Here is a 26,299-nt window from a genome sequence, read left to right on the forward strand (position 1 = left end):
CGGCGCGACGCGCCTCGTGACGGCGCGAATCGCTTCTGACCACGCGATTCGCGTCGGGAGCAACCTGAAAATTCCTAGCATGCAGCGTTCCCGACACCCACTGCGCCGCGCTTCGTCACCTCACAGTGACGGCGCCCTTCGCGGCGTCGTTGGCGGCATCCTTGCCGTGAGCCGGATCGGGATGACCGTCTTTCGAGCCGTGAAAGATATGCTTGAAAAGTTCCTTGTTCTTTGCGCCATTCAAAAGGTTCCGCAGCGCGGCATCGTCATCCGCGGGCTTGAACGAAAGCACTCTCTTGCGGTAGCGCTCCCTGCGTTCGTCCAGCATGTAGCTCGCCGGTAACGGTAGTTCCCGGCTGCCCACGTCGAGATCGATGCCCTCGAAGGTCAACAGCCCCGCATCGTGATTGATGAAGCACGCGGGAGGCTTGGTCCGGTCGATCACATAGATGCACTGCTTCTGCAGATTGCCGGCGTCCGGCAGCTTGCCGCGGAAGATCTTGTCCCGCAGGAATGCGCACATTTCTTCCCAGCACTCCTCGGTGGATTTTCCCGCCGCGCAAGACCGCAAGATTTCGGCCTTCAGAATGTCCTCTGGCACGGCATAGTAAATCGGATAACCGGCCCGCAGGTAAAGTTGTAGTTGCAACACTTCGTAACAGCGCCCCAACGCATGGATCGACGGTACGAGTAAAGACCTTTCATCCGACTCGTCACCTTCGCTGGGCCCGGTCGCCGTCTGGCTGCGAATCGACGGATGTTCCGGCAACCCCGCATTCTCCGGTTCCGGCTGTCCGCCGCCCCACAGCATCAGATCGCGAAACAGGATCATCGGCAAGAATGAATGGACGATCAGATCCGTCGACGCCCGGCGTTTGGCGCGCTCGTTCGCATCGGCTTCCACCGGCAACGTGGGCTGCCACTTGCGCGACGAGCGCACGATATCGCCGATCGCCTTCGCCACGCAGATGCCGTTCGGCAGTCCGCCGCCCTCCTCGTCGGCCCAGGTCTGCACCAGATCCCACGGCTCGCCGATCGGCACGCCGAGGAAGTACAGGCCGAGCGACACCGCGGTCAGCAACTCGACATAGAACTGATTCGCCTGATAAGGCGTTGCGGGAATGCCCCGCATCAACTGCCGGTCGGCGAGCAGCTTCCTGCCCGATCCGACCTTGCACAGCGCGCTGGCGCAGGCCTTGAGCCGGTCGACGAGAGCGCGCACGTCGCGATCGGCAAGCGGCGACTGTCCGCCGACCAGACGGTGCCTGACCATCAACGAAATCGGCGTCGTGAAATTCGAGCGGTCCGTGGTTTTCGTCGGCACCACGATGGACATCACCAGGTCGCTGATGATCTCCAGGTCGGCCAGCATCGCATCGATGGAAGTGCTCATCATTCGACCTCCGCTGCTATCTCTTTGATCGAAGGATCGTGTTGGCCATCGATCGTCGCCGTCTGCCTCGGCTCGGACGCGGCGATGATCGCCACGGCATACCGGATCAATGCCTTGCAGCGTGCCGCCAACACTTTCTTGCGAATGCCCGACGGCGCGTCTCCCTCGTTCGCCCACTCCTTGAAGCCGAGTCTTTCGAGTATGTGATCCTCGTTCTGACCGAAGGTGGCCGCACCGTCCGCGGGTATGGCGTGATGGGCGTCGGTCAGGCAGGTGCAGATGTACTCCTCGGCGGTCGAGCCACGCGCCGCCAGCGTTTGAATTTCGCGCTTGGCCCAGCGTGCGAGCGATACCGAGATCTCATCCATGTCGTGCGTCAGGTTGCGCACCTTGACGTCTTTGCCGCGATCGTCGCCGAGGATCTGATAGACGGTCCGGTCGACCACATGCAGCCACAGCGAGGTCTGCGCAATGCGGATCTTGTGCTCGCACACGAGCTCTTTCGAGTCGCCTTGGAGCGCGCGCCGTACGTGCCACAACACGACGTAATGCCATACGAGGCCAATGAACTTGCCGAAGAAGAGTGCCTTGTCCTGCATCGATTCGCCGTCGAACTCGGGATATTCGAGCGGCGTAACCAGCGTCATCTTCGTGCGCGCGCCTTCTTTCAAGGTCCGATAGAGCGTCGCCGCGGGGCTGCTGCAATACTCGTCCCACGACTCGCGCGCCCACCATTGCTTGTCGATATCGAAAAAACGATAGATCGAGAAAATGCCTTTTTCCGACTCGTGAACGTTCGCCGCGCCGCCCCGAGCTTGCGGCGCCGCGCCAGGCTGCAAACGCTTTCGCTCGTCCGCGCGGGACTGGTCGCGATTCGGGTCGCGGTTCGGGTCGCGATAGGCGTCGTAAATCACGCGAAGACCGTAGCGCGTGCCCATCGCGTTATCGATGCTGGCCACCTTGTCGCTGAGTTCCTTGCGGATGGTCTCGAGCACCGCTTCCTGCTCATCGACGAGCTTGCGCTGCTGTTCGAGCGCGGAATAGTGTTCGGCGGCCACGTAGATGGCGGCGAGCGCCAACGCGAGTACGACCGCATCGGTATAACCCTCCCATATTTCTCCGCCGAACAGCAATACCGCGGGGAAATAGCAGAACACGGGAATCCACCAGCGCGACACGAACCACTTTCGCAGGATGCCGATTACCCCCTTCGAACGGGAGATGCTTTCGGGCGCGGGTTCCCCTTCCTCTTCAGCGATACGTTTCCGCTCTTCGAATTCACGCTCGGCGATGGTCCGAGCCCGCTCTTCCTCGCCACGGCAAATATGGACATAGAAGACCAGGAACGTGAAGGCCGTGACCAGCAACGCAAGCAGCCAGCTCTCGCCTATGCTGGTTGCGCGCTCCTCGTCGCTGACTTCCTTCATCACCGCGGCGATCTTTCTAAAGCACTCGATGCCGGGAGGAAAGCAATTCGCATCCGGCACGCGATGCGAAAACGTAAGTACCCAGTAGACAATGCTCCCAGCCACAACCGCAATGCCGCCCAGCGCAGTGAGGACGAGCTTTTTTGCGCTGGGGCCCTGCTCGACGCGGGAATCGGGCTTGTCGCCGAAGGGTTCGGAGCGGCGATTCTCATCTGACGGCTTTTCCATGCACATTGCCTCCTGACCGATCAAGAGCACGAAAATGCGGGAAACGGTGACGTGCGAACGCACCGTAGGTCGGAAGAGCGCCCGTGATGAGGGCTATGGGCAGGCTTTGCCAGTCGGGACGGGGCTGAACTCTCTATCTAAGATTGCGCCCGGGAGGATGTCAATTAACGCGCGTGGTCTGTGTGCGTCACACCACAATCGGCACCGGGCGCCTGATGGGGGACGTTGGGAGTCGTGATGTCAGGCAGACCTAAGGGCGCTGGCGCTCCAGGCTGGCGCGCGGACGCCGGGGCGACGCTCCTCGCGCACACCTTGCGGCATGCGCGATGGCGCGCAAGTCAGTCGCCATGCTCCGCGCCCAGCGCCGCCAGCGGATGCGCGTCGTCTTGCCACGGCGAACTCAGGAAATGCCGCACGCGCTCGGGTTGGACATCGGCGAGCGTTGCCGGCGACCAGCGCGGCCGGCGGTCCTTGTCGATCAGTTGCGCACGGACACCCTCGCGGAAATCGCCTTCCTCGATCGCGCGCTTCACGATGCAGAGCTCCATCCGGAAGCAGTCGGCGAGCGTCATCTGCCGGCCGCGCAGCAGCGCTTCGCGCGTCACGTGCAGCATCGTCGGAGAATGGGCGGTCAGTGCGTCGTAGGTCGCTTGCAGCCATTGCCGCACCTCGCGCGGCGGTTCGCGTTCGAGGTCCTGACGCAGCGTCGCGACGATGCGCTCGACGCCCGAGCGCCGGTCGAAGTGGCGCAGTATCAGCTGCGTCAGCGCGCCGAGCGGCGCGTGCGGCACGATATTGCACGGCGGCTCGAACACGGCGCGCAGCGCGTCGATGCGCCCCGTGTCCGACGTGTCGTGCGACATGCGCTGCAACCGCTCCTCGAAGCTCGCGAGCCAGTCCGCCGGCACGCACAGGTCGGCCAGTTGCAGGCGCATCGCATCGGCCCCCGCTAGCGTCGCGCCGGTCAGGCCGACGTACAGCGCAAGCTCGGCCGGCATCACGTTCAGAAAGCGGCTCGCACCGACGTCGGGCACGAAGCCGATGCGCGTCTCCGGCATCGCGATGCGGCTGCGCTCGGTCACGATGCGCAACCGCGCCGCCTGGCCGAGGCCCATGCCGCCGCCCATCGCAATGCCGTCGAGCAGCGCCACCACCGGCTTCGGAAACGTGTGCAACGCGTAGTCGAGCCGGTATTCGTCGACGAAAAATGCGAGCCAGCGCGGGTCGCCCTGGGTCACGAGCCGATGCACTTCGCGCACGTCGCCGCCCGCGCAAAAGCCCTTGTCGCCGGCGCCCTTCAGCACCAGCGCGACGATCCCGGGATCGGTGCGGCAATGCTCGACCAGCACGGCGAGCTCGCGCACCATCGCGTGCGACAGCGCGTTGAGCGCGGCAGGCCGGTTCAGCGTGATGATCGCCACGCGGTTGACGACGCGAAACAGCACGTCCGCTTCGGCCTGTGCATTCGACGCGTCGCGCGTTTCGATCGCAACGCTTTGCAAAGTGCTCATCGCTGCGTCTCCCGTGGTGCATGGCCCGTCTGCCAGCGCGGCGCGCGTTTTTCGAGGAACGCGTTGACGCCCTCGCGCTGATCCGCGCCATCGAACAGATCGACGAAACGCTCGCGTTCGAGCGCGAGCGCGGCGGCGCGCGGCACGCCATGCCGCGCCTGATGGATCAGCTCCTTGCTGAAGCTGACTGCCTGCGGACTCAAACCGGTGACGCGCTGCGCCATCTTCAGCGCGGCTTCACGCGCGGCGCCACGCTCCACCACTTCTTCGACCAGACCGATGCGCAGCGCGCTCGCCGCATCGACGCGCTCGCCGGTCAGGATCATCCGCTTGGCCCAGCCTTCGCCGACCAGCCACGGCAGCGTCTGCGTGCCGCAACCGCAAGGCAGCAGTCCGACCGCGGTCTCGGGCAGCGCCAGCACCGCATGCTGCTCGGCGATGCGGATATCGCATGCGAGCGCGCATTCCAGACCGCCGCCCATCGCGAAGCCGTTGAGCGCCGCGATCACGACAGGCCGCGCATTTTGCAGCGTTTCGAACGCCGCGCCGAAACGCGCCGCCGCGGTGCGCGCGACTTCGCGATCGCCGTCGGCGAACGTGTTCAGATCGGCGCCCGCGCTGAAGAACTTCGGGCCGTCGCCGGTGATCACCAGCGCGCGCACGCGCGCATCGGCATTCAACTGCTCGACGGTGCGTTGCAATTGCAGCAGACCGTCGGGCGTGAAGGCGTTCGCGGGCGGCCGTTTCAACGTGATCAACGCAACGGCGCCGTCGTGCGCGTAATCGAGCTCGATCATTGCGTGCCTCCGTGGCCGTCGCCGCCGCGGTCTCGCGAGCGATACAGCTTGATCACCGCCGAAAAGTCCAGACGTCCCGCGCCGTTCGTGCTCATCGTTTGATAAAGCTGCTGCGCAAGCGCGCCGAGATAGACCGGTTGACGCACGCCGCGCGCGGCATCGGTGGCGAGTCCGAGGTCTTTCAGCATCAGGTCGGTGCCGAAGCCGCCGGTATAGCCGCGCGACGAAGGCGCGGTCTCGATCACGCCCGGCATCGGGTTATACGTGTCCGAACTCCAGCAACGCCCGGTCGACGTATTGATGATGCTGCCGAGCACCTTCGTGTCGATGCCGAGCGCCTCGCCGAGCGACATCGCCTCCGCGACGCCCGCCATCGAGATGCCGAGCACGAGGTTGTTGCAGATCTTCGCGACCTGGCCGGTGCCGGTATCGCCGCAATGGACGATGTTTTTTCCCATCGCCAGAAGAACGGGCTTGACCTGCTCGTATGCGCTCGCGCTGCCTCCGACCATGAAGGTCAGCGTGCCCGCCGCCGCGCCGCCCGTGCCACCCGAGACCGGCGCATCGACGAAGCTGTTGCCATGCGCCGCGGCGAGTTCGGCAAACGCCTTCACGCTGGCGGGATCGATCGTGCTCGAGTCGATGATCGGCACGCCCGGCGCAATGCCGGCGAGGATGCCGTCGTCCGCGACGAGCACGCTGCGCACGTGAGCCGCGGCGGGCAGCATCGTGATCACGCATTCGACGTCGCTCGCGGCGGCTTTCGGCGAGGCCGCCGCCTGCGCGCCCGCGTCGACGAGCGTGCGCACGGCCTCCACGCTGAGGTCGAACACGTTGAGGACGTGGCCCGCCTTCAGCAGGTTCAAAGCCATCGGCGCGCCCATATTGCCGAGTCCGATAAAGCCTATTTTCATGATGTCGTCTCCGTGGGTGCCTTTAGCGCAATTCAACGCAGGCGGATCGTCGTGTTGACGCCATCGTTGACGGTGTCGTCGTCGAACCAGCGCGCGGTGACCGTCTTCGTCTGCGTGTAGAACTGCACGACCTGCTTGCCGTACGGACCGAGATCGCCGAGCTTCGAGCCGCGCGAACCGGTGAAGCTGAAAAACGGCACCGGCACCGGAATCGGAATATTGATGCCGACCTGGCCGATATCGATCTCGCTCTGGAACTTGCGCGCCGCCGCGCCGCTTTGCGTGAACAGGCCCACGCCGTTGCCGAACGGGTTCGCGTTGACGAGCGCGATCGCATCGTCGAGCGTCGCGACGTTCACCACCGCGAGCACCGGCCCGAAGATTTCGGTGCGGTAGATTTCCATGTCGGTCGTGACGTCGTTGAATACCGTCGGGCCGATGAAGTTGCCCTGCTCATAGCCGTGCACGTTCACATCGCGGCCATCGAGCGCGAGTGTCGCGCCCTCCTTCACGCCCACGTCGATCAGACCGAGAATGCGCTCTTTCGCCGCGCGCGACACCACCGGCCCGACATCGGTGCCCGGCTCGTGCCCGGCGTTGACCTTCAGCGTCTTCGCCTTCGCGACGAGCTCGGGCAGCCACTCGCGCGCGGCGCCGACCAGCACCGCCACCGAAGTCGCCATGCAGCGCTGACCGGCCGCGCCGAACGCGGCGCCGGCGAGCGCGTTGAGCGTCTGTTCGCGATTCGCGTCGGGCAGCACGACCGCGTGGTTCTTCGCGCCCATCATCGCTTGTACGCGCTTGCCGTGTTCGCTGCCGAGGCGATACACGTGCGTGCCGACCGCCGTCGAGCCGACGAACGAAATCGCCTTCACCAGTTCATGCGTGCACAACGCATCGACCACTTCCTTGCCGCCGTGCACGACGTTCAGCACGCCCTTCGGCACGCCGGCTTCGAGCGCGAGTTCGACGAGCTGCATCGTCGACAGCGGGTCCTGCTCGGATGGCTTCAGCACGAAGGTGTTGCCGCACACGAGCGCCATCGGGAACATCCACAGCGGGATCATCGCGGGAAAATTGAACGGCGTGATGCCGGCACAGACGCCGAGCGGCTGACGCAGCGTGTAGGTGTCCACGCCACCCGCGACGTTCTCGGCGAATTCACCCTGCTGCAAGGTGCCGATCGAACACGCATGCTCGACGACTTCCAGACCGCGGAAGATGTCGCCCTCGGCATCGGGAATCGTCTTGCCCTGCTCGGCCGACAGCGTCTTCGCGATGCGCGGCATATGTTCGCGAATCAGCGCCTGGTACTTCAGCATGATGCGCATGCGCGCGCCGATCGGCGTGTCCTTCCACGTTTTGAACGCCGCGTGCGCGCTGCGCACCGCCGCGTCGACTTCCGCGACGGTCGCGAACGGCACGCGTGCGAGGACCGCCTGGGTGGCCGGGTTCACGATGTCGCGCCACTCGGTGGTCTTCGATTCGACGAACTCGCCGTTGATCAGCAGTTTGACGGTAGCAACGGCGCCGGCAACGTCGCGGCTGGTCTCGTTCGAAGCAAGGGTGCTCATGCTGAAACTCCTGTGCGATGGCCGCGCGGCGGCCGGACAGCGATAGGGAAGAAAAAACGGTGCCCCGACGCGTTGAATCCGAAGCTCGAATTCGACGCGTGCGATTCAAAATCGGGGCGGCAAAACCAGCAATGGCGAGAAATAAAGACAGTCAACGCAAGTCGGGGAAATCCTCTTCCCAGTACTCGTCGGGCAGACGCGCGGGCTCGGCCGCGCGCTCCATTTCGCGGCGCCGCAACTCGACGCGGCGGATCTTGCCGGAGATCGTCTTCGGCAGTTCGCTGAATTGCAGCCGACGAATCCGCTTGTACGGCGCGAGTTTTTCGCGCGAAAACGCGAACACCGCGCGCGCGAGTTCAGGACCGGCCTCGTAGCCTTGGCGCACGGTGACGAACGCCTTCGGCACCGACAGACGCAACGCGTCCGCGCTCGGCACGACGGCCGCCTCGCCGATCGCCTCGTGCTCGATCAGCACGCTTTCGAGTTCGAATGGACTCAGGCGATAGTCGGACGACTTGAACACGTCGTCCGAGCGGCCGACATACACGTAGTAGCCGTCGTCGCGACGCAGCGCGACATCCGACGTGCGATAGAAGCCGTTGCGCATCGCCTGCGCGGTCGCGTTGGCGTTGTTCGCGTAGCCGGTCATCAGGCCGAGCGGCCGTTCGGCGAGCGGCAGTGCGATTTCGCCTTCGGTCACGGCCTGGTCGTCGGCATCGAGCAGTTCGACGCGGTAGCCTGGCAGCGGACGCCCCATCGAGCCGGCCACGACCGGCTGGCCCGGCGAATTGCCGATCTGGCAGGTCGTCTCGGTCTGACCGTAGCCATCGCGGATCGTGATGTCCCACGCATGCCTGACGCGCTCGATGACCTCCGGATTCAGCGGCTCGCCCGCGCCGACGATCTCGCGCAGCTTCACCGGATAGTCGCCGAGCGGCTCCTGCACGAGCATGCGCCAGACGGTCGGCGGCGCGCACAGCGTGGTCACGTTGAAACGCACCAGCGCGGCGAGTGTGTCTTTCGGCACGAAACGCGGGACGTTGAACACGAACACGCAGGCCTGCGCGTTCCACGGCGCGAAGAAGCAGCTCCACGCGTGCTTGGCCCAGCCAGGCGAGCTGATGTTCCAATGGATATCGCCGGGTTGCAGGCCGATCCAGTACATCGTCGACAGATGCCCGATCGGATAGCTCTGATGCGTATGCTCGACGAGCTTCGGCTTCGACGTGGTGCCGGACGTGAAGTACAGCAGCATCGGATCGCTGGCGCGGGTGACGCCGTCCGGCCTGAAATCCGGTGACGCCTCGTACGCGCCGGCGACATCGATCCAGCCGTCGCGCGGCGCGCCGACCGACAAGCGCGTGAGCGGCACGTCGAGCGCATTGAATTTGCCCAGCTCCGCGCTGTCGACCACGGCGAACTTCGCGCCGCCGATCTGCACGCGGTCGCGCACGTCGTCGGCGGATAGCTGCGTGGTGGCGGGCAGCACGATCGCGCCGAGCTTCATCGCGGCGAGCATCACGTCCCATAGCTCGACGCGGTTCGGCAGCATCAGCAGCACGCGGTCGCCCCGACCGACGCCCGCGCCGCGCAGAAAGTTCGCCATCCGCGACGAGCGCTCCGACATCTGCGCGTACGACAGACGCAGGCCGTCGCTGGAAGGATCGTCGACGATCCACAGCGCGGGGTTGTCGTTGTTGCGAGCGATCGGGTCGAAGTAGTCGAGCGCCCAGTTGAACTCGCCGAGCGACGGCCATGTGAATTCGCGGTACGCGCGCTCGTAGTCGGTGCGATGGCGCACTAGCAGATCGCGCGCTTCGAGAAAGGCTTTCGCTGCTGTCATCGTCGTCTCCAGATTGGCGCGGGGCGCGCTCGGTTTTTTTCACCGTGGTGGGCCAAGCGAGCATCCACGGCCAGGCTATTGTGCGCTCAAACGCCGCCCTCAAACATGGCGCGCGATCACCATCCGCTGCACTTCGCTCGTGCCTTCGTAAATCTGCGTGATGCGCGCATCGCGATAGTGGCGCTCCACCGCATAGTCCTCCAGATAGCCATAGCCGCCATGAATCTGGATCGCGTTCGAGCAGATCTCCTCGGCCAGCTCCGACGCGAACAGCTTCGCCTGCGACGCCTCCGACAGACACGGCCGCCCCGCCGAGCGCAGCCGCGCCGCATGATGCACGAGCAGCCGGGCGGCGTTCAGCCGCGTCGCCATGTCGGCGAGCATGTTCGCGATCGTCTGATGGTCCTTCAGCGGTTTGCCGAACTGTTCACGTTCGCTCGCGTAGCGGCGCGCCGCATCGAACGCCGCTCGGGCGATACCGACCGCCTGCGCGGCGATGCCGATGCGCCCGCCTTCGAGATTCGACAGCGCGATGCGCAGACCCTCGCCCGGTTCGCCGAGCAGGTTGGCCTCGGGGACCGCGCAGCGATCGAGCGAGATCGGACAGGTATCGGACGCGCGAATGCCGAGCTTGTGCTCCGGCCGGCCGACGTCGAAGCCCGGCGTCGAGGTCGGCACGATGAAGGCGGACAGGCCGCGCTTGCCGCGTTCGGGATCGGTGACCGCGAACACGATCGCGAGACCGGCGCGCGCGCCGTTGGTCACGAACTGCTTGCTGCCGTTCAGAATCCACTGTCCGTCGCGCCGCTCCGCGCGGGTGCGCAGATTGTTCGCCTCGGAACCCGCCTGAGGCTCGGTCAGGCAGAACGCGCCGATCGTGCGGCCAGTGGCAAGCTCGCGCAGATAGCGGTCTTTCTGCGCGGCGCTGCCGAAGTTCAGGATCGGCGCGCAGCCGACCGAGTTGTGCACGCTCATCAGCGTCGCGCAGGCGGCGCAGCCGGCCGCGATCTCTTCGAGCGCGAGCGCGTAGGCGACGTAGTCGGTGTAGCAGCCGCCCCACTCGGCCGGCACCATCATGCCCAGAAAGCCGAGCTCGCCCATCTGCGCGACGACCTCGGCCGGCAGTTGCGCGTCGCGATCCCATTGCGCCGCGTGCGGTGCGAGACATTCGGTGGCGAAGTCGCGCGCGGCGTCGCGGATCATCCGTTGTTCGTCGGTGTAGAAGCTGTCCATGACTGCGTCCTCGCGGGTGCTGACGGCCGTGCTGGCGATCTCGGTGATGCGGCAAGTGTAGGCAAGCGGCCCGCGCCACTCGATGCTCGCTGCGCTCATATTTGCTGAGCGCTTTTGCCATACTGCTACCATGCGCATGCATGGAGCCTCGCCATTTCTGGGGCTTCGCGAACCACGAGCCAACCGATGCTGAGCGCTTTTGCCAGAGAAACCGGATTCCGATGAAAAGCGACAAAGGCACGATCTCCGTGAGTCTCGTAGAGGAAACGCTCGCGCTCGCGACGGCGCGCGGCCTCGATGCGGGTACGTTCGCCGAAGCGGCCGGCATCGCCGCGCCGATGCTCGCGTCACCGAAAAGCCGGGTGTCGTCGGCCCGATACGGCGCGCTGTGGGCCGGCATCGCGCGCGCGCTCGACGACGAGTTCTTCGGCCAGGACTCGCATCCGATGAAAAGCGGCAGCTTCATCGCGATGACGCAAATGGCGCTCGGCGCGCGCAACGGCGCGCAGGCGCTCGCGCGCGCGGTCGGCTTCATGCGGCTGGTGCTCGACGATCTCGGCGCGACGATCGACACCGACGCCGAGCGCGTGCGCCTGAAGTTCGTCGAACGCTCGGGCGCGCGCAAGCCGGCGATGTTCGCTTACGCGACGTATTTCATCCTCGTGTACGGACTCGTGTGCTGGCTCGTCGGCCGGCGTATTCCGTTGCTCGAAGCGCGCTTTCGCTGCGCCGCGCCGCCGGCCGCGCACGAATACCGGCTGATGTTCTGCGAGGACATGTATTTCGACGAGCCCGAGTCCTACGTCGATCTCGACCCCGCGTTTCTGGCACTGCCGGTGATCCAGACTTCGCGCTCGGCGCGCCCGTTTCTGCGCGATGCCCCGGGCAGCTTCATCGTCAAGTACCGCAATCCGGGTTCGCTCGCCGCGCGCGTGCGCAAGACACTGCGCGCGCTGCCGATGTCGGGCTGGCCCGCCGCCGATCAGATGGCCGCGCGTCTGCACGTCGCCGAGGCGACGATGCGCAGGCATCTGAAGCAGGAGGGCCACACGTATCAGTCGATCAAGGACGCGCTGCGACGCGACATCGCGATTGCCGAACTGCAGCGCACGCAGCGCACGATCGCCGATATCGCGAACGCCGTCGGCTTCGCGGAGCCGAGCGCGTTTCATCGCGCGTTCCGCAAATGGACCGGCATGCGCCCGACCGACTATCGGCCGGCCCGGGCAACGGGGCTCGATCTCACGCGACGCGCCGAATCGGACTAAGCTTTAAGCGGCAACCGGCCAGCCTTGATCGAGGTATGGGCCCGCGCCGCCGGTTCGCACCGGCTGGCGCGACGGCCGTCAGCGATGAACACGACTCCGCGTCTCCCGCTCCGGCAGTCCGGTCCGCGCAGGCCGCTTATCCGCGGCGGCGTCGCGGGCCGTTTGATGCGCGGCATCGCCGTGCTCGGCGTGCTATGCGCGTTCGGCTTCGCGACGCGCGAAGCGTGGGCGCCGCTGCAAGCAGCCAATGCGGCGAGCGCGGCCAACGTTGCTGCCGTGACCGCGAACAGCGTCGAGGTGATTCCGGTGAATGGCGCGATCGGGCCGGCCAGCGCCGATTTCATCGTGCGGGGTTTGCAGCGCGCGGCCAGCCAGCATGCGCAGCTCGCGGTGCTGCAACTCGATACCCCCGGCGGCCTCGATACGTCGATGCGGCAGATCATCAAGGCGATCCTCGCCTCGCCGGTGCCGGTCGCGACCTTCATCGCGCCGAGCGGCGCGCGCGCCGCCAGCGCCGGTACCTACATCGTCTATGCGAGCCATATCGCGGCGATGGCGCCGGGCACCAACCTCGGCGCCGCGACGCCGATCCAGATGGGCATCGGCGGCAACGAACCGCCCGCCGGCGGCCCGCCGGGAATGCCGGGCACGCCCGGAACACCGGGAACCCCTGCAACACCGGGAACGCCAGCCACCCCTGGCACGCCGGGACTGCCGGACATGCGCACGCTGCCCGGCGGCGCGTCCGGGCCCGCGTCCGCGCCTGCGTCGCCTGGCGCGTCATCCGAAGCCTCCAGCGCGCTGCCGCTCGACACCCAATCGACCGAACTGCGCAAGCAGGTCCACGATGCCGCCGCCTACATCCGCGGCCTCGCGCAGATGCGCGGCCGCAACGCCGACTGGGCCGAGCGCGCGGTCCGCGAAGCGGTGAGCCTGTCCGATGAAGAAGCGCTCGCGCAGCACGTCGTCGATATCGTCGCGCGCGACGTGCCCGACCTGCTGCGCCAGGTGAACGGCCGCACGGTCGTCACGAGCGCCGGCAGCGTCACGCTGCAGACCGCGCATGCGCCGCTGATCACGCTCGAACCCGACTGGCGCAGCCGCTTCCTCGCCGTGATCACCGATCCGAGCGTCGCGCTGATTCTGCTGATGCTCGGCATGTACGGCCTGTTCTTCGAATTCGCCAATCCGGGCTTCGTGCTGCCAGGCGTGGTCGGCGCGATCAGCCTGCTGCTGGGCCTGTTCGCGATGCAGATGCTGCCCGTCAGCTACGTCGGCCTCGGGCTGATCTTTCTCGGCATCGCCTTTCTGATCGGCGAAGCGTTCCTGCCGACCTTCGGCTCGCTCGGTTTCGGCGGCGTGGTCGCCTTCGTGGTCGGCGCAATGATGCTGATGGATACCGACGTGCCCGGCTACGGCATTCCGCTGCCGCTGATCGCCGCGGTCGTCGTGTTCAGCGCCGCGTTCGTGCTGGGCGTGTCGCGGCTTGCGCTGCGCGCGCGGCGGCGGCCGGTCGTGACGGGCTCGGAGGCGCTGATCGGCTGCGTCGGCGTGGTGCTGGACGGCGGCTTGCTGCCCGAACCCGAACACTCGGCCAGCGGCCCGCTGGGCGGCTGGGCGCGCGTGCACGGCGAGCGCTGGCGCGTGTCGAGCACGACGCCGGCCGCGCCGGGGCAGAGCGTGCGCGTCACCGCGCGCAACGGCCTCACGCTGACCGTGGTGCCCGTCAAGCCGGCCGCCCCGTTACAAGGACAAGGAGAACCCTCATGATCGGCTTCACATTCGGCTTCGGCAGCATCCTGATCCTGCTCGTGGCCGTGCTGATCGCATCGTCGGTGCGGATCTTTCGCGAGTACGAGCGCGGCGTCGTGTTCATGCTCGGCCGCTTCTGGAAGGTCAAGGGGCCCGGCCTGGTGCTGATCATTCCGGTCGTGCAGCAGGCGGTTCGCATGGATCTGCGCACCGTCGTGTTCGACGTGCCGACGCAGGACGTGATCACGCGCGACAACGTGTCGGTGAAGGTCAACGCGGTCGTGTATTTCCGCGTCGTCGATCCGGAGAAGGCGGTGATCCAGGTCGCGCGCTACTTCGAGGCGACCAGCCAGCTGTCGCAAACGACGCTGCGCGCGGTGCTCGGCAAGCACGACCTCGATCAGCTGCTGTCGGAACGCGAGCAGTTGAACACCGACATCCAGAAGGTGCTCGACGCGCAAACCGATGCGTGGGGCATCAAGGTATCGATCGTCGAGATCAAGCACGTCGATATCAACGAAACGATGATCCGCGCGATCGCGCGTCAGGCCGAAGCCGAGCGCGAGCGGCGCGCGAAGGTGATTCACGCGGAAGGCGAGTTGCAGGCGTCGCGGCAGTTGCTAGAAGCAGCGCAGACCCTCGCGCGCCAGCCGCAGGCGATGCAGCTGCGCTATCTGCAGACGCTGACGACGATCGCCGCCGACAAGAACTCGACGATCGTGTTCCCGCTGCCGATCGACCTGGTGAGCGCGGTGATGGAACGGTTCAACAAGCCTTCGGCGTGATAGGACGAGATTTGTCAGGACACCCATTTGGCATCGACTAGCGTCGAATTTTTGAAGTTTTAAGCAAACCCGCCGCTTTCCGCGTTGCTTGCGCTCACTTGGGGAACGCGGTTCGCGGCGGGTTCGATTTGCCGGCAGAAGAAATGGTGCGCTGCCTTCTACCGCCTCACCCGGCGCGCACCGAAAAACGACCAGGCCCGGCTGTTTTCCGCTCCGCAGGAGCCCGCCATGAATCTGTTCTCCCGCATTGGACTCGGCGCGCTGGTGGCCGCCGTGAGTATCAGCACCGTCTACGCGCAAGCGGTGATGCAGCCCACCGACCCGTCGGCGCCGAAAACGCGCGCCCAGGTCAGAGCCGACCTGATCGAATGGCTCGCCGCCGGCTACGATCCGAACGACTGGGTCAACTATCCGGAGAACGCGCAGGAAGCCGGGCGCATCGTCGCGCAACGCCGCGCGGAGCGGCAAGGCCTCGCCCCGACGACAGTGCAGTAAAGCAGTCGCTGCCGTACCCGCAGCCTGAATGCCGCCCGCCGCGGGCGGCATGGGAATCCTTTGCGTCGCGGCAAGGTATCATCCCGTCCGTCCCTTCCTCCCACGCAGCACACCAGCCGCACCTAGCCGGAACCCGCACCATGCCAATCTGGGTCGATGCCGACGCCTGCCCGGCCGTCGTCAAGGACATGCTTTATCGCGCCGCGCGCCGCACCGGCATGCCGCTGACGCTGGTCGCCAATGCATTCCTGCGCGTGCCGCCGTCGCCGCTGATCCGCGCGATTCAGGTGCCAGCCGGCTTCGACGCCGCCGATCAGCTGATCGTCGAGCGGGTCGTCGCGGGCGACCTCGTGATCACCGGCGACATCCCGCTCGCCGCCGCCGTGCTGGCAAAAAACGCCCACGCGCTCGATCCGCGCGGCAACTGGTACACGCCCGGCACGATCGAAGAACGGCTGCGGATGCGCTCGATGCTCGACCAGTTGCGCGCGAGCGGCGTCGACACGGGCGGTCCGTCCGCCTTCAGCGCGCGGGATGGCAAGACGTTTGCTGGCGAACTCGATCGCTGGCTCGCGCGTCATGCATCGCGCGGTGATGCGCCGGCGCCACAGTCGCCCGGCAAACCGCCCGCCTGACGGGCCCGGGCGGCCTGCCGGCGCAGCCGCAAGCGACGGGGCGCCGCCGTGCGTGTTTACAATTCCGCGGTAACGCCGCCGCGCGGCCCGTTTTGCCAGGCCGCGCGGCGACTGCCTCAATCACAAAAACACTTTCTGAACGACGAAAGAGAAAAACCGCCCCATGGACTCGATCAAACGCTACTTCGGCTTCGACGCCGTCGGCACCAACCTGCGCACCGAAGTGCTAGCCGGCGTGACCACCTTCCTGACGATGGCCTACATCATCTTCGTGAACCCGGCGATTCTCGGCGACGCGGGCATGCCGAAGAGCGCGGTGTTCGTCGCGACGTGCATCGTGTCCGCGCTCGCGTCGCTGATCATGGGTCTGTACGCGAACTACCCGATCGCGCTCGCGCCCGGCATGGGCCTGAACGCGTACTTCGCGTACACGGTCGTCAAGGGCCTGGGCTACACGTGGGAGGCCGCGCTCGGCGCGGTGTTCATCTCCGGCTGCCTGTTCCTGATCGTCACGCTGTTCCGCGTGCGCGAGGTGATCGTCAAGGGCATTCCGCATTCGATCCGGATCGCGATCACCGGCGGTATCGGCCTCTTTCTCGCGATCATTTCGCTGAAGTCAGCGGGCATCGTGGTCGGCAATCCGGCCACGCTCGTCACGCTCGGCAACCTGCATGACGCGCACGTCGTGCTCGCGGCGATCGGCTTCTTCGGCATCGTCACGCTCGATCATCTGCGCGTGCGCGGGGCGATCCTGATCGGTATCGTCGGCGTGACGATCCTGAGCTTTTTCTTTGGCGGCAACCAGTTTCACGGCGTCTTGTCGATGCCGCCGTCGATCGCACCGACGCTGTTCAAGCTCGATATCCGCACCGCGCTGTCGAGCGGCATTCTGAACGTCGTACTGGTGTTCTTCCTCGTCGAGTTGTTCGATGCGACCGGCACACTGATGGGCGTCGCGAACCGCGCGGGGCTGCTCGTCGAAGGCAAGATGCATCGGCTGAATCGCGCGCTGCTCGCCGACAGCACCGCGATTCTCGCCGGCTCGATGCTCGGCACGTCGTCGACGACCGCGTATATCGAAAGCGCGTCCGGCGTGCAGGCCGGTGGCCGTACCGGCGCGACTGCGATCACGGTCGCCTTGTTGTTCGTCGCGGCGCTGTTCTTCGCGCCGCTCGCCGAAGTGGTGCCGCCGTATGCGACCGCGCCCGCGCTGCTGTACGTGTCGTGCCTGATGCTGCGAGAACTGGTCGACCTGCCGTGGGACGACGCGACCGAAGTCGTGCCGGCCGCGCTGACCGCGCTGCTGATGCCGTTCACCTACTCGATCGCGAACGGCGTCGCGTTCGGCTTCATCTCGTACGCGGCGCTCAAGCTGCTGACGGGCCAGGCGCGCCAGGTGAAACTGGTCGTGTGGATCATCGCGGCGATCTTCCTGTTCCGGTATTTCTATCTCGGCAGCGAGTGAGGAAGTCGGGCGGTTTGGGGGGCGAATGTGTCCTCGGGTTCGGGGACCGTTTATCATCCGATCTTTCGAACGACGATCGCCCGGGTCGCAGCGGACACGGGTCGCCGCCCCCAGGAGCTGCCATGTCCTCATATAACCGCACGACGGACCGCTATACGAGGCCCGCGATTTTCTTCCACTGGGTGATTTTTCTGCTGGTCGCGCTGGCCTATCTGGCCATCGAAATCCGCGGACCGCGCGGCTCCGACAGCCGCGATTTCTGGACCGGCGTGCATTTCTGGGCGGGCACGCTGGTGCTCGCGCTGGCCGTGCTGCGGCTGCTATGGAGACTGTGGGCCGGCGCGCCCGAGGAACTCGAAAACAACCGGCTGCTCGCTTTTGTCGCGCGCTCCGCGCATCTCGCGCTCTATGTGTTCATCTTCGCGCAGCCGCTGCTCGGCATTCTGATGGTCAACGCGGGCGGGCGGCCGGTGTCGCTCGCATGGACGGACATCAGCTTCACGCTGGTGCGTGCGGATTCGATCGCGCGGCCGCTGTTGAAGGACGCGCACGAGTGGCTTGGCAACGTGTTCTACTGGGTGATCGGACTGCATGCGCTCGCGGCGATCGCGCACCATGTGGTGTTCAAGGATCGGGCGCTGCGGCGGATCATTTGAATGCGACGGAGTTGGCTGCGTGCCGCCGATGCGTTTGACTCGGTCGCGGCTTGCTCGCCGGCCGGCGAGCCGCAGCGTTACGGCTGAATCCAGAACGCGCGCTTCGGCAGCGGTAGCGCTCGCCGAAGCTTCAGTACCGGTAGCCAGCCGATAACTTCCGGTCGGTCAGTTACGCCAGTTCGCCTCATAAAAGCGCACGTAACCGCTTCTGAGCACGAGACACTGCGCGCGTGTTTCCGACAACAGCCGGCGCGTGGCGGCCTCGATGCGCGGACGGTGCGTGTCGAACGCAACGATCATGTCCTCCTGCCGGGGAGACGCGGCGCCGAAGTGATCCTCGAGCGCTTCCGCGGTGATCATGCACTCCACCCTCTGCCCATCGACCATTGCCGGAAACGCCAAAGTAAGTTCGCGACCTGAATATTCAGGGGCTTCGTTCGGAAATTGGATCTGCATGGGAGTCACCTGGAAGAGTGCGCGCGCGATGCGCTCGGGTAATGCGTGCGCTGATTGCTTGCTATCGCGTCAGCCGCTCGTTCCTCCTTGTCCCATGCAGTCGACGCGGGCCGTCACTTCAACGCGGCATAGTCAATTCGCGCCACGCGGAGGTGAATTGATTCACTTTAGACGAGTTCGGGCGAGGTGCAAGATTTCCCCGATTTTTTCTTGACTACGCGACTGATTTGCCTATGTTGCAGCGCGGTATAAAGCGGCGTCCAATCCCGTGTAAAGTGTCGCGCACCTAGTCACCGACTCGCACGATGTCCGCCTCCACCCGCCCGCCTGTAGTTCGCGTCGAACCGCTCGGCCACAGCTTCGAAGCACCCAATTCGCTGACGATTCTCGAAGCCGCCGCTTTCGCGAATCTGCGTTTACCGCGTTCGTGCCGCAATGGCACGTGCCGCACATGCTTGTGCCGGATGACGTCTGGGCGTGTGCGCTATTCGATTGAATGGCCCGGTGTGAGCCGTGAGGAAAAGGCGGACGGTTATATCCTGCCCTGCGTGGCGATCGCGGAAACCGACGTGGTGATCGAAGTGCCGGATGCGGTCGTGATACCGGTGGGGTGAATGATGGCGCGAGTGTGAGCGCGACGCGCCCACACTCGCCGACGGCTTCAGACGCCGCGTGTTACCGCCCGTTGCCCATGGCGCGGGCGATTTTCTTGTCCGTGTTGTACTGGCTCAGCGCATACACCGACCAGATGGCGGCCGGCACCCAGCCGATCACCGTGATTTGCAGAATCAGGCAGATGATGCCCGCAAACGGACGGCCGATCGTGAAAAACTGCAACCACGGCAGAATGATGGCAAGCAAAAGACGCATTCGGTTTTCCTGTTCCTGTCAGTAAGGCAGCATGCGCTAGTCCGAGCGGGACGCATCTGCTTCGTTGTTGAGCTCATCGAGCGGCGCAAAGCGCGGCACCTTGACGCCGTCCTGCTCGACCAGCTCGAAAAACACCGTCGCTGGACGGGTCCAGATCGTACCATTGGCCGCCTTGTAGACGATCATCGTGACCGTCGGGTCCGATTCGAGCGTGGCCTCGCAGACCAGTTCGTAGATGCCGCCTTTGTAGTGTCGGTAGCGCATCGCATATGTCCTTATTTTGGGCGTCATCGAAGCATTTTCAAGCACGGCGCGCCTGAACTCAGCCGCCCTCTTTCATCTGCTTCAGGATCTTGTAGACGGTCGCCCGTCCCATCGTCAGCACCGCGGCCACGTAGTTCGCCGAGCTGCGGCCGCGAAACGCTCCCTGCGCGTGCAGCGCTTCGACGATTTCACGCTTGTGCTCGCGCGTCAGCGCATTGATGCCGATCTGCCTGTCACGCAACCACGAGTGCAGATACGTGTTGATGCGGTCCTGCCAGTCGTCGCGGAACAGATCGTCGCCGGGCGCGTCGGTCATCGTGCCGCCCTTGATGAACAGATCGAGCGTCGAGCGCACATCTTCGAACACCGCGATATTGAAGTTGACACACAGGATCCCGGCGGGCTTGCCGTCGTCGTCGAGCAGGATGTTGCTCACGCAGCGCATGCGGCGGCCATCCCAGTTCAGTTTCTCGTAGGGACCGATGGTCTGGCCGCGCGCCGCGAAGTGCGCGTCGTCGAGCACCGACGGCGCGCCCACCTCGAGCCGCGACAGATTGTTCGCCAGATACGCGATGGTCTGATCGCGCAGATCGTGAATCACCACTTCGGCGCACGGATAGAGCAGCGCGGCGATGCCGTCGGCGATCGGCGCGTAGCGCTTCAACAGCAGGTCTTTGACAGGAGACACGTTCGGGTTGCGCATGGAAAAAACGCGAGGTTCGAGGGAGGCGGCGCGCGATAGCGGATGGCGACGATGCCAGATGCAAGCAGCGGGCTTCGGCGCGAACGCTCGGTCCGCCATTCAGGAAGCCGCCATTGTAGCGGCCGCGCGCTGGCGCCGCGAATAGCCGCCGGACGGCAATTTTGTCCACGTCGCGAGCGGATTTTTTTCGTGCGATAAACATTGATCTACCGACATCCAACCGAACGGAGCCTACCGATGGCCACACTCGAAGCACTTCGCGCCGTGCTCGACGACGAGCGCACGCCGGAGATCATTCGCAACCACATCATCGATTCGCTGCAGTACGCGCTGCGCAACTATGGTCAGGTCTTCACCGCGAAGGAAGTCGAATGGGTGGCCGGCTGGGACGATGCACGCTTGCCGCTGGCAGCCGCGCGCGAATTGCAGAAGCGCGTCGCCGAGACGTCGCGCTGACGCCCGCAAAGCCAAGCCAGGCGGGCGTTGCGGCCGTGCGCTGAAGTTTCCACTATCCAATCAGCCCTATTTCAGGCATCATATTGCAATAGTTGCACCTCGCACCCATATAGCACTGGCAGCACCAGGCAGTCTCAACCCGGCATCTCCGCACCACCCCCGACAGTTCGACCGCCCCTTAACGGCGATCCCGTCACTCCGGCAATGCGCTGTCCGCATTCGCCGCCGCGAGAAGTACACCGAGCGGTTCAGCATCATGCGCCCGGCGCACTAATCGGCGCGCCGCTTCAGCGTTTTCGGTCGAATCCGCGTTTTCGCGCGAGCGCTCGCGCCATTGTCATTGAGCCCGCCGGGTCTAGCAGGCCTGTGCCAACCATTTTCATCGCGGCGCGCCCATCGGTGCTGCGCCGCCGGTCCGCGTCGCGACGCATCGAGGAGGCGTTGCCGGAAGCAGCGCCCCGCACGCGGCGCGCGGACCACGCAATACAGGACACGTTATTCATGAATTCAGCAGTCAAGACCTACAAGGGTTACGAAATTCACCCGCTCGTTTATCCGCGCCGCCCGGCGGGCGCTCAAGCGACCCGCAATCCTGGCGCCGGTTACGACGCGTCGGTGCGCATCTGCCGCGTCGGCGCCAATCCGGCGGCCGACGGCCGGGTGTTCCGTCTGCAGTATCTGTTTCCGTTCGACGGCATGGGCAAGGCGCGCATCGCGTGCATGGCGCATGCGGAACGGCTGATCGACGGCCAGGTGAGCGGTCAGTCGGTCACCGATCTTTGAGCGGCGTCATCGGCGCGTCACTCATGTCGCGCAGCGTGCTTGCGGGCGCCGCTGCGTTTCCAACGAATCCACAGTCGCGCCGCTCGCAATGCCCGCGGCCGATTTTCCCTTTATCCCATCGACCAGGAGTAATGCATGGCGAAAGAAGAACTGATTGAACTTGACGGTATCGTCGACGAAGTGCTTCCGGATAGCCGCTACCGCGTGACGCTCGACAACGGCGTCGTGGTCGGCGCTTATGCGTCCGGACGCATGCGCAAGAACCATATCCGTATTCTCGCGGGCGATCGCGTGACGCTCGAAATGTCGGTCTACGACCTGACCAAGGGGCGGATCAATTTCCGCCACAAGGACGAACGCCCGAGCGGCGGCGGTGCGCCACGTCCGGCGACGCAGGGTGCGCGGCGTAGATAAGCAGTGGTGACGGCGCCGCCCAGCCTACCTGCAATGCCATGCAGGTAACGCGGGCAGCCCGCCCGAACATCGAGAGTCAGCGCGAGGCTCTACAGACTCGCGCCATATCTTTCGACTCCGCGTTCCGTCTGAACGCGCGGCGTCTTGATAGGAATCTGGCGGCACGCCACAGCGCGTCTCGCTAAACCCCAAACACCGCACCCAAATCCTCCCCATCCGCGCTTTTGCGCACCTGCTCGACCACCCGCTTCTCCAGTTCCGACAGATGCTCGCGCATCGCCGTCAACGCGGCCTGCAGGTCGCCGGCATCGAGTGCGTCGATGATGCGCGCGTACTCATCGGCCGAACGGCTCGAACCCTTCGACGGATCGAACAGCGCCTTGTACAGCTCGGTCTTCGCGACCAGTTGCCCGACCAGTCCAAGCAACTCGGTGCCGCCCGCCAGCTCCGTCAGCAGCACGTGAAACTGGCCGGCGAGGCGCACGGACTCATCGATCGCGCGCGCACAGCGCTTTTTCCTCGCTGCGCACATGCGCGCGCAAGCGCCGTTTATGCGCGGCGCTCAGCGCCCCGCACAGCGATGCGACGATGCCCGCCTCGACGATCTGCCGCGCCCGATACACCTGGCGAATGTCCTCCTCCGACGGCGACGGCACGAATGCGCCGCGATTCGCCTCGAGCACGAGCTTGCCCTCGAAGCCTAGCCGCGCGAGCACCTTGCGCAGCGCGCCGCGGGTGCAGCCGAACGCGGCCGCGAGATCGCGCTCGACCAATTGCGCACCGGGCCGCAAACGCCCCTGCAGCAGAGCCGACGTAATCGACGCATAAATGCGCTCTTCGACGCTCGGCGAGGCGTCGCCGCTCGCGGGGGATGCGGGTGGAGCAGAATCGGCGGAGGAAGAGCGCCGGGAACGCGTAGCCATGATTTCAGTGACCGTAGACGGTGGAAAACAAGAACGAATCAACGCCGCAGCAATCTAGCGATGCCCCGCGCAAGACGCCAATCTGCCTGGCTACGCCGTCGCTTATACCGGTCGGCTTTATCGTCGCGGCCGTCGCGCCGCTCGTGGCCGGCATCGTGCGCGGCTGGAGCGGCGGGTTCGCCGCCGCGTGGCTCATGCTCGCCAGCTGCATCGCCGCGATGATGGCGGTGACCTTGCTGTTTTCGCCGCGCAGTTATTCGCGCTGGCTTTGAGGCTTGGAGCCGTCGACCGCTGCGTACGCGATGCGTCGCTTCGGTGCATCGGGCGTCCGCTGTCCCGCATGCCCCGCGCCGGTGCAGCGCGACCGACGTGGCCGCACATCTCGCTCGCGGCCGATTTTCAGCCATCGCTCGCAGAAAAATCCCCATCGGCCCGCGCCATTTGCGCGCGCGCACGCTGCTCACACCCGTGTCCAAGCCCCGTCGCGCGAAGACTGGCATATCCATTGCTTTACCGGTAGTCAGATGTCCCTTCCCCTGACTCCATGCTGCGTGTTCTTCTTGTCACCGACACCGACAAACCCATCGGCGATCTGCGCGACGCGCTCGCCTGTCTCGGCTGCGAAATGCTGTCAGGCACCGCGACGCCGCAGGCGCTGCATCGCGCGGTGCAGGACGAGCGGCCCGATGTGATCATCATCGATACGGAGTCGCCGTCGCGCGATACGCTCGAACAGCTCGCCGTGATGCACGCGACCGCGCCGCGCCCCGTGCTGATGTTCAGCCACGACGCGAATCAGCAACTGATCCGCGATGCGGTCAACGCGGGCGTCACCGCGTATCTGGTCGAAGGCCTCGCGACCGAGCGGCTCGCGCCGATCCTCGAAGTCGCGCTCGCGCGTTTCGCGCAGGAGGCGCAATTGCGCGAGCGGCTCGCGCAGGCCGAAAACGAACTGGCCGAGCGCAAGCTGATCGATCGCGCGAAACGCCTGCTGATGGATCAGCAGAAACTCACCGAACCGGCCGCCTACGCGAATCTGCGCAAACGCGCGATGAACCAGGGCGTCAAACTCGCCGAGATCGCGCGCGAGGTCGTCGCGTCGGCCGGCTCGCTCAAATGATGTGCTCATGAATCCAGCCACTTCCGTCACCGCGGCGGCCTTTGCGGAGCCGCCTGAAAAGACCCATCTGCGGCTCGGCTTCGTCGCGTTGTCCGACGCGGCGCCGCTGATCGCCGCGAAGCTGCTCGAGTTCGGCCATGCGCACGGACTCACCCTCGAACTGTGCCGCCAGCCGTCGTGGGCCGCCGTGCGCGACAGGCTGCTAGCGGGCGATCTCGACGCCGCGCACGCGCTCTATGGGCTCGTGTATGGCGTGCAGCTCGGCCTCGGCGGACCGCGCACCGACATGGCCGTGCTGATGGTGCTGAACCGCAACGGCCAGGCGATCACGCTGTCGAATCGGCTCGCCGATGCACTGGCGAAGCATGGGACCTTGCGCGAGGCGCTCGCGACGCTCGGACGCAAGCCGGTGTTCGCGCACACCTTCCCGACCGGCACGCACGCGATGTGGCTGTACTACTGGCTCGCGGCGCAAGGCGTCGATCCGTTGCGCGACATCGATAGCGTCGCGATTCCGCCGCCGCAGATGGTCGCGGCGCTCGCCGAAGACCGGCTCGACGGTCTGTGTGTCGGCGAGCCGTGGAATGCGATGGCCGAGGCGCATGGCGTCGGCACCACGATCGCTTATACGAGCGAGGTGTGGCCCGAGCACCCGGAGAAAGTGCTCGCCTGCCGACGCGATTTTGTCGACGCGCATCCGCGCACGACGCGCGCGCTCGTGCAGACCGTGCTCGAAGCGTGCCGCTGGCTCGACGGCGCCGGGCATCGCGACGAGATCGCGCGCTGGCTCGCGCGCCCCGATTACATCGGTATCGACGAGTCGCTGATCGCGGCGCGGCTTGGCGACCAGCTTGACCCGGCGCACCCGCGCCGCCTGCCGATGCGCTTCTTCGACGACGGCGCAGTCAACTATCCGCATCCGATCGAAGGCGCGTGGTTCCTCACGCAGTTCGAGCGCTGGGGGATCATCGATGCGCGCGACGATTACGAAGCGATCGCCGCGCGCATCAACCAGACGCAGCTGTATCGCGAGGCCGCCGCGCGCGTGAGCGTGGCGGTGCCCGGCGAGGACGTGACGCGGGAATTGATCGATGGCGAGGTGTGGGGAAGCGGCTCATCGTCCGCCGCGTATGGGCAGCGTTTTGCGATCCGCCGCTGAGCGGACCGCGCGCGAACGCTCGTGCTGATGCGCTGACTGCCCACGCGCCGCCAACGGCGGTCAAGTGGACAGTCGGCGTCGCCGAAGCTCAGAAGTTGTACTTGTCGATATTGCTCGCATCGAACGTGGTAGGCGGTCCGAGAATGATTTCGCCTTGCGCGCCGATCGTGCGTTTGCCGAGCTTGCCGGCGTCGAACGATTCACCTTCCTTACCCGCGATCTTGCCCGACGCGAGCGACGCCGCCGCGTACGCAGCCAGATAGCCGAGCTCGCTCGGGTCCCATAGCTGGAACGCGGTCACGGTGCCGTTTTTCACGAACGCGCGCATCTGGTTCGGCGTGCCGAGGCCCGTCACCGCCACCTTGCCCTTGCTCGACGACGACGAGATATAGCGCGCCGCCGCCGCGATGCCGACCGTCGTCGGAGCGACGATCGCCTTCAGGTTCGGATAGGCCTGCAACAGGCCCTGGGTTTCGACGAAGGACTTCTGATCGTCGTCGTTGCCGTACGCGATCTTGACGAGCTTGATCTTCGAATACTCGGGTTTCTTCAGCTCCTCTTGCATCCACTTGATCCACGTGTTCTGGTTGGTCGCGTTCGGCGTCGCCGACAGGATCGCGAACTCGCCCTCGCCGCCCATCAGCTTCGCGACCAGCTGCACCTGGCCGCGGCCGATGCCCTCGGCGTTCGCCTGATTGACGAACAGCTGGCGGCCTTCCGGCGCGGTATCGGAGTCGAACGTGACGACCTTGATACCCTGGCCCATCGCCTTCTTCAGATACGGCACGACCGCGTTCGCATCGTTCGCGGCGATCACGATCGCGTCCTGATGTTGCGTGATCAGCGTGTTGATGTACGACACCTGCGACGACGCGCCCGCATCCGACGGCCCCACCGCCTTGCCGACGCCGCCGAACTCCTTGATCGCGGCGAGGCCGCCGTCGTCGGCGATCACTTCGTAGGGGTTGTTGATCTGCTTCGGCACGAACGCGATCTTCAGCCCGCTTTTCAGATCGGCGGCGAACGCGCCGCCGCAGCTGATCGCGAGCAACGCGGCGCATAGCGCGGCCATGCCGGTATGACGTAGAGGTTGGAACATGAAGTGTCTCCTGCGTTGTTGTTGGACAGAGAGGGGTCCGGGTTATCGGTCCTTGAGAGCTTCGTACGAACGGTGA

The 26,299-nt window shown here is 65.5% G+C and carries 27 protein-coding genes and 1 pseudogene; 14 read left to right on the forward strand and 14 right to left on the reverse strand.

Annotated features, from left to right (window positions below; genetic code table 11):
• Positions 1–115: 115 nt before the first annotated feature.
• The 8 genes from BC1002_RS20955 to BC1002_RS20990 form a co-directional block, all read right to left on the reverse strand.
• Entirely contained in the window at positions 116–1,396 is a 1,281-nt protein-coding gene (locus tag BC1002_RS20955; RefSeq protein ID WP_013091996.1) for a hypothetical protein, read from the reverse strand.
• Complete coding sequence (locus tag BC1002_RS20960; RefSeq protein WP_013091997.1) at positions 1,393–3,048, reverse strand: hypothetical protein; 1,656 nt, start codon at positions 3,046–3,048, stop codon at positions 1,393–1,395. Before BC1002_RS20960 ends, BC1002_RS20955 begins: the two co-directional genes overlap by 4 nt.
• Before the next feature lie 338 nt (positions 3,049–3,386).
• A complete protein-coding gene (locus BC1002_RS20965; RefSeq protein ID WP_013091998.1) occupies positions 3,387–4,559 on the reverse strand; it encodes an enoyl-CoA hydratase/isomerase family protein in 1,173 nt (390 codons plus the stop codon).
• Positions 4,556–5,356 carry an enoyl-CoA hydratase gene (locus BC1002_RS20970; RefSeq protein WP_013091999.1) on the reverse strand — a complete coding sequence of 267 codons (801 nt, stop codon included), beginning with the start codon at positions 5,354–5,356 and terminating at the stop codon, positions 4,556–4,558. Before BC1002_RS20970 ends, BC1002_RS20965 begins: the two co-directional genes overlap by 4 nt.
• A complete protein-coding gene (mmsB, locus tag BC1002_RS20975) occupies positions 5,353–6,270 on the reverse strand; it encodes a 3-hydroxyisobutyrate dehydrogenase (protein ID WP_013092000.1) in 918 nt (305 codons plus the stop codon). The genes BC1002_RS20970 and mmsB overlap by 4 nt, the downstream gene beginning before the upstream one ends.
• Before the next feature lie 32 nt (positions 6,271–6,302).
• Entirely contained in the window at positions 6,303–7,844 is a 1,542-nt protein-coding gene (locus BC1002_RS20980) for a CoA-acylating methylmalonate-semialdehyde dehydrogenase (RefSeq protein ID WP_013092001.1), read from the reverse strand.
• A gap of 151 nt (positions 7,845–7,995) precedes the next feature.
• Positions 7,996–9,687: an AMP-binding protein gene (locus tag BC1002_RS20985; RefSeq protein WP_013092002.1), complete on the reverse strand. Its 1,692-nt coding sequence runs from the start codon at positions 9,685–9,687 to the stop codon at positions 7,996–7,998.
• A 99-nt stretch (positions 9,688–9,786) separates the two neighbouring features.
• Complete coding sequence (locus BC1002_RS20990) at positions 9,787–10,920, reverse strand: acyl-CoA dehydrogenase family protein (RefSeq protein ID WP_041735353.1); 1,134 nt, start codon at positions 10,918–10,920, stop codon at positions 9,787–9,789.
• A 221-nt stretch (positions 10,921–11,141) separates the two neighbouring features.
• Between BC1002_RS20990 and BC1002_RS20995 the strand changes: the two genes are divergently transcribed.
• The 7 genes from BC1002_RS20995 to BC1002_RS21025 all read left to right on the forward strand — a co-directional run bounded on the left by BC1002_RS20995 (position 11,142) and on the right by BC1002_RS21025 (position 17,976).
• Positions 11,142–12,188: an AraC family transcriptional regulator gene (locus tag BC1002_RS20995; protein WP_041735025.1), complete on the forward strand. Its 1,047-nt coding sequence runs from the start codon at positions 11,142–11,144 to the stop codon at positions 12,186–12,188.
• A gap of 84 nt (positions 12,189–12,272) precedes the next feature.
• Positions 12,273–13,958: an NfeD family protein gene (locus tag BC1002_RS21000; RefSeq protein ID WP_013092005.1), complete on the forward strand. Its 1,686-nt coding sequence runs from the start codon at positions 12,273–12,275 to the stop codon at positions 13,956–13,958.
• Positions 13,955–14,725, forward strand: a complete 771-nt coding sequence (locus BC1002_RS21005; protein ID WP_013092006.1) for a slipin family protein — start codon at positions 13,955–13,957, stop codon at positions 14,723–14,725. Before BC1002_RS21000 ends, BC1002_RS21005 begins: the two co-directional genes overlap by 4 nt.
• 228 nt (positions 14,726–14,953) lie before the next feature.
• The gene (locus tag BC1002_RS21010) at positions 14,954–15,220 is read left to right on the forward strand and encodes a DUF4148 domain-containing protein (protein WP_013092007.1); all 267 of its coding nucleotides are present in this window, start codon (positions 14,954–14,956) and stop codon (positions 15,218–15,220) included.
• Positions 15,221–15,360: 140 nt separating this feature from the next.
• Positions 15,361–15,855, forward strand: a complete 495-nt coding sequence (locus BC1002_RS21015) for a YaiI/YqxD family protein (protein ID WP_013092008.1) — start codon at positions 15,361–15,363, stop codon at positions 15,853–15,855.
• Between the two features lie 163 nt (positions 15,856–16,018).
• Positions 16,019–17,320, forward strand: a complete 1,302-nt coding sequence (locus BC1002_RS21020; RefSeq protein WP_013092009.1) for an NCS2 family permease — start codon at positions 16,019–16,021, stop codon at positions 17,318–17,320.
• A gap of 122 nt (positions 17,321–17,442) precedes the next feature.
• Entirely contained in the window at positions 17,443–17,976 is a 534-nt protein-coding gene (locus BC1002_RS21025; protein WP_013092010.1) for a cytochrome b, read from the forward strand.
• Between the two features lie 165 nt (positions 17,977–18,141).
• Here BC1002_RS21025 and BC1002_RS21030 read toward each other — a convergent pair whose 3' ends face one another.
• A complete protein-coding gene (locus BC1002_RS21030) occupies positions 18,142–18,432 on the reverse strand; it encodes a DUF1488 family protein (RefSeq protein ID WP_013092011.1) in 291 nt (96 codons plus the stop codon).
• Between the two features lie 305 nt (positions 18,433–18,737).
• On the opposite strand from BC1002_RS21030, the gene BC1002_RS21035 reads away from it, so the two are divergent.
• Positions 18,738–19,046, forward strand: a complete 309-nt coding sequence (locus tag BC1002_RS21035) for a 2Fe-2S iron-sulfur cluster-binding protein (RefSeq protein WP_013092012.1) — start codon at positions 18,738–18,740, stop codon at positions 19,044–19,046.
• A 61-nt stretch (positions 19,047–19,107) separates the two neighbouring features.
• Here the strand turns inward: BC1002_RS21035 and BC1002_RS21040 are convergent, their stop codons facing one another.
• Genes BC1002_RS21040 through BC1002_RS21050 form a run of 3 tightly spaced genes read right to left on the reverse strand, consistent with a single transcriptional unit; the run spans position 19,108 to position 20,269 of the window.
• On the reverse strand, positions 19,108–19,302 hold the full coding sequence (locus BC1002_RS21040) for a YqaE/Pmp3 family membrane protein (protein WP_013092013.1): 195 nt from the start codon (positions 19,300–19,302) through the stop codon (positions 19,108–19,110).
• A gap of 36 nt (positions 19,303–19,338) precedes the next feature.
• Positions 19,339–19,566, reverse strand: a complete 228-nt coding sequence (locus BC1002_RS21045; RefSeq protein ID WP_013092014.1) for a DUF1653 domain-containing protein — start codon at positions 19,564–19,566, stop codon at positions 19,339–19,341.
• A gap of 58 nt (positions 19,567–19,624) precedes the next feature.
• The gene (locus tag BC1002_RS21050; protein WP_013092015.1) at positions 19,625–20,269 is read right to left on the reverse strand and encodes a helix-turn-helix transcriptional regulator; all 645 of its coding nucleotides are present in this window, start codon (positions 20,267–20,269) and stop codon (positions 19,625–19,627) included.
• A 237-nt stretch (positions 20,270–20,506) separates the two neighbouring features.
• On the opposite strand from BC1002_RS21050, the gene BC1002_RS21055 reads away from it, so the two are divergent.
• The 3 genes from BC1002_RS21055 (at position 20,507) to infA (ending at position 21,922) form a co-directional block, all read left to right on the forward strand.
• Positions 20,507–20,725, forward strand: a complete 219-nt coding sequence (locus BC1002_RS21055; RefSeq protein ID WP_013092016.1) for a hypothetical protein — start codon at positions 20,507–20,509, stop codon at positions 20,723–20,725.
• 501 nt (positions 20,726–21,226) lie between these two features.
• Complete coding sequence (locus BC1002_RS21060; protein ID WP_013092017.1) at positions 21,227–21,508, forward strand: hypothetical protein; 282 nt, start codon at positions 21,227–21,229, stop codon at positions 21,506–21,508.
• Positions 21,509–21,643: 135 nt separating this feature from the next.
• Positions 21,644–21,922, forward strand: a complete 279-nt coding sequence (infA, locus tag BC1002_RS21065; protein WP_013092018.1) for a translation initiation factor IF-1 — start codon at positions 21,644–21,646, stop codon at positions 21,920–21,922.
• A 181-nt stretch (positions 21,923–22,103) separates the two neighbouring features.
• On the opposite strand, the pseudogene BC1002_RS21070 reads toward infA, so the two are convergent.
• Positions 22,104–22,845 (reverse strand): annotated as a pseudogene (locus BC1002_RS21070) (GntR family transcriptional regulator).
• A gap of 20 nt (positions 22,846–22,865) precedes the next feature.
• Here BC1002_RS21070 and BC1002_RS36520 point away from each other — a divergent pair.
• The 3 genes from BC1002_RS36520 (at position 22,866) to BC1002_RS21085 (ending at position 25,124) form a co-directional block, all read left to right on the forward strand.
• Positions 22,866–23,117 (forward strand): hypothetical protein, encoded by a 252-nt coding sequence (locus BC1002_RS36520; RefSeq protein ID WP_041735029.1) that lies wholly within the window; start codon positions 22,866–22,868, stop codon positions 23,115–23,117.
• 272 nt (positions 23,118–23,389) lie between these two features.
• The gene (locus tag BC1002_RS21080) at positions 23,390–23,965 is read left to right on the forward strand and encodes an ANTAR domain-containing response regulator (protein WP_013092019.1); all 576 of its coding nucleotides are present in this window, start codon (positions 23,390–23,392) and stop codon (positions 23,963–23,965) included.
• A gap of 7 nt (positions 23,966–23,972) precedes the next feature.
• Positions 23,973–25,124 carry a CmpA/NrtA family ABC transporter substrate-binding protein gene (locus BC1002_RS21085; RefSeq protein ID WP_013092020.1) on the forward strand — a complete coding sequence of 384 codons (1,152 nt, stop codon included), beginning with the start codon at positions 23,973–23,975 and terminating at the stop codon, positions 25,122–25,124.
• Positions 25,125–25,212: 88 nt separating this feature from the next.
• Here BC1002_RS21085 and rhaS read toward each other — a convergent pair whose 3' ends face one another.
• A complete protein-coding gene (rhaS, locus tag BC1002_RS21090) occupies positions 25,213–26,223 on the reverse strand; it encodes a rhamnose ABC transporter substrate-binding protein (protein WP_013092021.1) in 1,011 nt (336 codons plus the stop codon).
• Positions 26,224–26,299: the final 76 nt, after the last annotated feature.

The sequence above is a fragment of the Paraburkholderia atlantica genome (assembly GCF_000092885.1).
Taxonomy (GTDB): Bacteria; Pseudomonadota; Gammaproteobacteria; order Burkholderiales; family Burkholderiaceae; genus Paraburkholderia; species Paraburkholderia atlantica.

Bases quoted from the DNA above. Each gene is read 5' to 3' on its own strand.
- BC1002_RS21015 (WP_013092008.1), top strand. From the start codon at position 15,361: ATGCCAATCTGGGTCGATGCCGACGCCTGCCCGGCCGTCGTCAAGGAC.
- BC1002_RS21060 (WP_013092017.1), top strand. From the start codon at position 21,227: ATGAATTCAGCAGTCAAGACCTACAAGGGTTACGAAATTCACCCGCTC.
- mmsB (WP_013092000.1), bottom strand. From the start codon at position 6,270: ATGAAAATAGGCTTTATCGGACTCGGCAATATGGGCGCGCCGATGGCT.
- BC1002_RS21010 (WP_013092007.1), top strand. From the start codon at position 14,954: ATGAATCTGTTCTCCCGCATTGGACTCGGCGCGCTGGTGGCCGCCGTG.
- BC1002_RS21055 (WP_013092016.1), top strand. From the start codon at position 20,507: ATGGCCACACTCGAAGCACTTCGCGCCGTGCTCGACGACGAGCGCACG.
- BC1002_RS20960 (WP_013091997.1), bottom strand. From the start codon at position 3,048: ATGGAAAAGCCGTCAGATGAGAATCGCCGCTCCGAACCCTTCGGCGAC.
- BC1002_RS21050 (WP_013092015.1), bottom strand. From the start codon at position 20,269: ATGCGCAACCCGAACGTGTCTCCTGTCAAAGACCTGCTGTTGAAGCGC.
- BC1002_RS21040 (WP_013092013.1), bottom strand. From the start codon at position 19,302: ATGCGTCTTTTGCTTGCCATCATTCTGCCGTGGTTGCAGTTTTTCACG.
- BC1002_RS21025 (WP_013092010.1), top strand. From the start codon at position 17,443: ATGTCCTCATATAACCGCACGACGGACCGCTATACGAGGCCCGCGATT.
- infA (WP_013092018.1), top strand. From the start codon at position 21,644: ATGGCGAAAGAAGAACTGATTGAACTTGACGGTATCGTCGACGAAGTG.
- BC1002_RS21000 (WP_013092005.1), top strand. From the start codon at position 12,273: ATGAACACGACTCCGCGTCTCCCGCTCCGGCAGTCCGGTCCGCGCAGG.
- BC1002_RS20970 (WP_013091999.1), bottom strand. From the start codon at position 5,356: ATGATCGAGCTCGATTACGCGCACGACGGCGCCGTTGCGTTGATCACG.
- BC1002_RS21030 (WP_013092011.1), bottom strand. From the start codon at position 18,432: ATGCAGATCCAATTTCCGAACGAAGCCCCTGAATATTCAGGTCGCGAA.
- BC1002_RS21045 (WP_013092014.1), bottom strand. From the start codon at position 19,566: ATGCGCTACCGACACTACAAAGGCGGCATCTACGAACTGGTCTGCGAG.
- BC1002_RS20965 (WP_013091998.1), bottom strand. From the start codon at position 4,559: ATGAGCACTTTGCAAAGCGTTGCGATCGAAACGCGCGACGCGTCGAAT.
- BC1002_RS20990 (WP_041735353.1), bottom strand. From the start codon at position 10,920: ATGGACAGCTTCTACACCGACGAACAACGGATGATCCGCGACGCCGCG.
- BC1002_RS21020 (WP_013092009.1), top strand. From the start codon at position 16,019: ATGGACTCGATCAAACGCTACTTCGGCTTCGACGCCGTCGGCACCAAC.
- BC1002_RS20955 (WP_013091996.1), bottom strand. From the start codon at position 1,396: ATGATGAGCACTTCCATCGATGCGATGCTGGCCGACCTGGAGATCATC.
- BC1002_RS21080 (WP_013092019.1), top strand. From the start codon at position 23,390: ATGCTGCGTGTTCTTCTTGTCACCGACACCGACAAACCCATCGGCGAT.
- BC1002_RS21035 (WP_013092012.1), top strand. From the start codon at position 18,738: ATGTCCGCCTCCACCCGCCCGCCTGTAGTTCGCGTCGAACCGCTCGGC.
- BC1002_RS21085 (WP_013092020.1), top strand. From the start codon at position 23,973: ATGAATCCAGCCACTTCCGTCACCGCGGCGGCCTTTGCGGAGCCGCCT.
- BC1002_RS20980 (WP_013092001.1), bottom strand. From the start codon at position 7,844: ATGAGCACCCTTGCTTCGAACGAGACCAGCCGCGACGTTGCCGGCGCC.
- BC1002_RS20985 (WP_013092002.1), bottom strand. From the start codon at position 9,687: ATGACAGCAGCGAAAGCCTTTCTCGAAGCGCGCGATCTGCTAGTGCGC.
- BC1002_RS21005 (WP_013092006.1), top strand. From the start codon at position 13,955: ATGATCGGCTTCACATTCGGCTTCGGCAGCATCCTGATCCTGCTCGTG.
- BC1002_RS20995 (WP_041735025.1), top strand. From the start codon at position 11,142: ATGAAAAGCGACAAAGGCACGATCTCCGTGAGTCTCGTAGAGGAAACG.
- rhaS (WP_013092021.1), bottom strand. From the start codon at position 26,223: ATGTTCCAACCTCTACGTCATACCGGCATGGCCGCGCTATGCGCCGCG.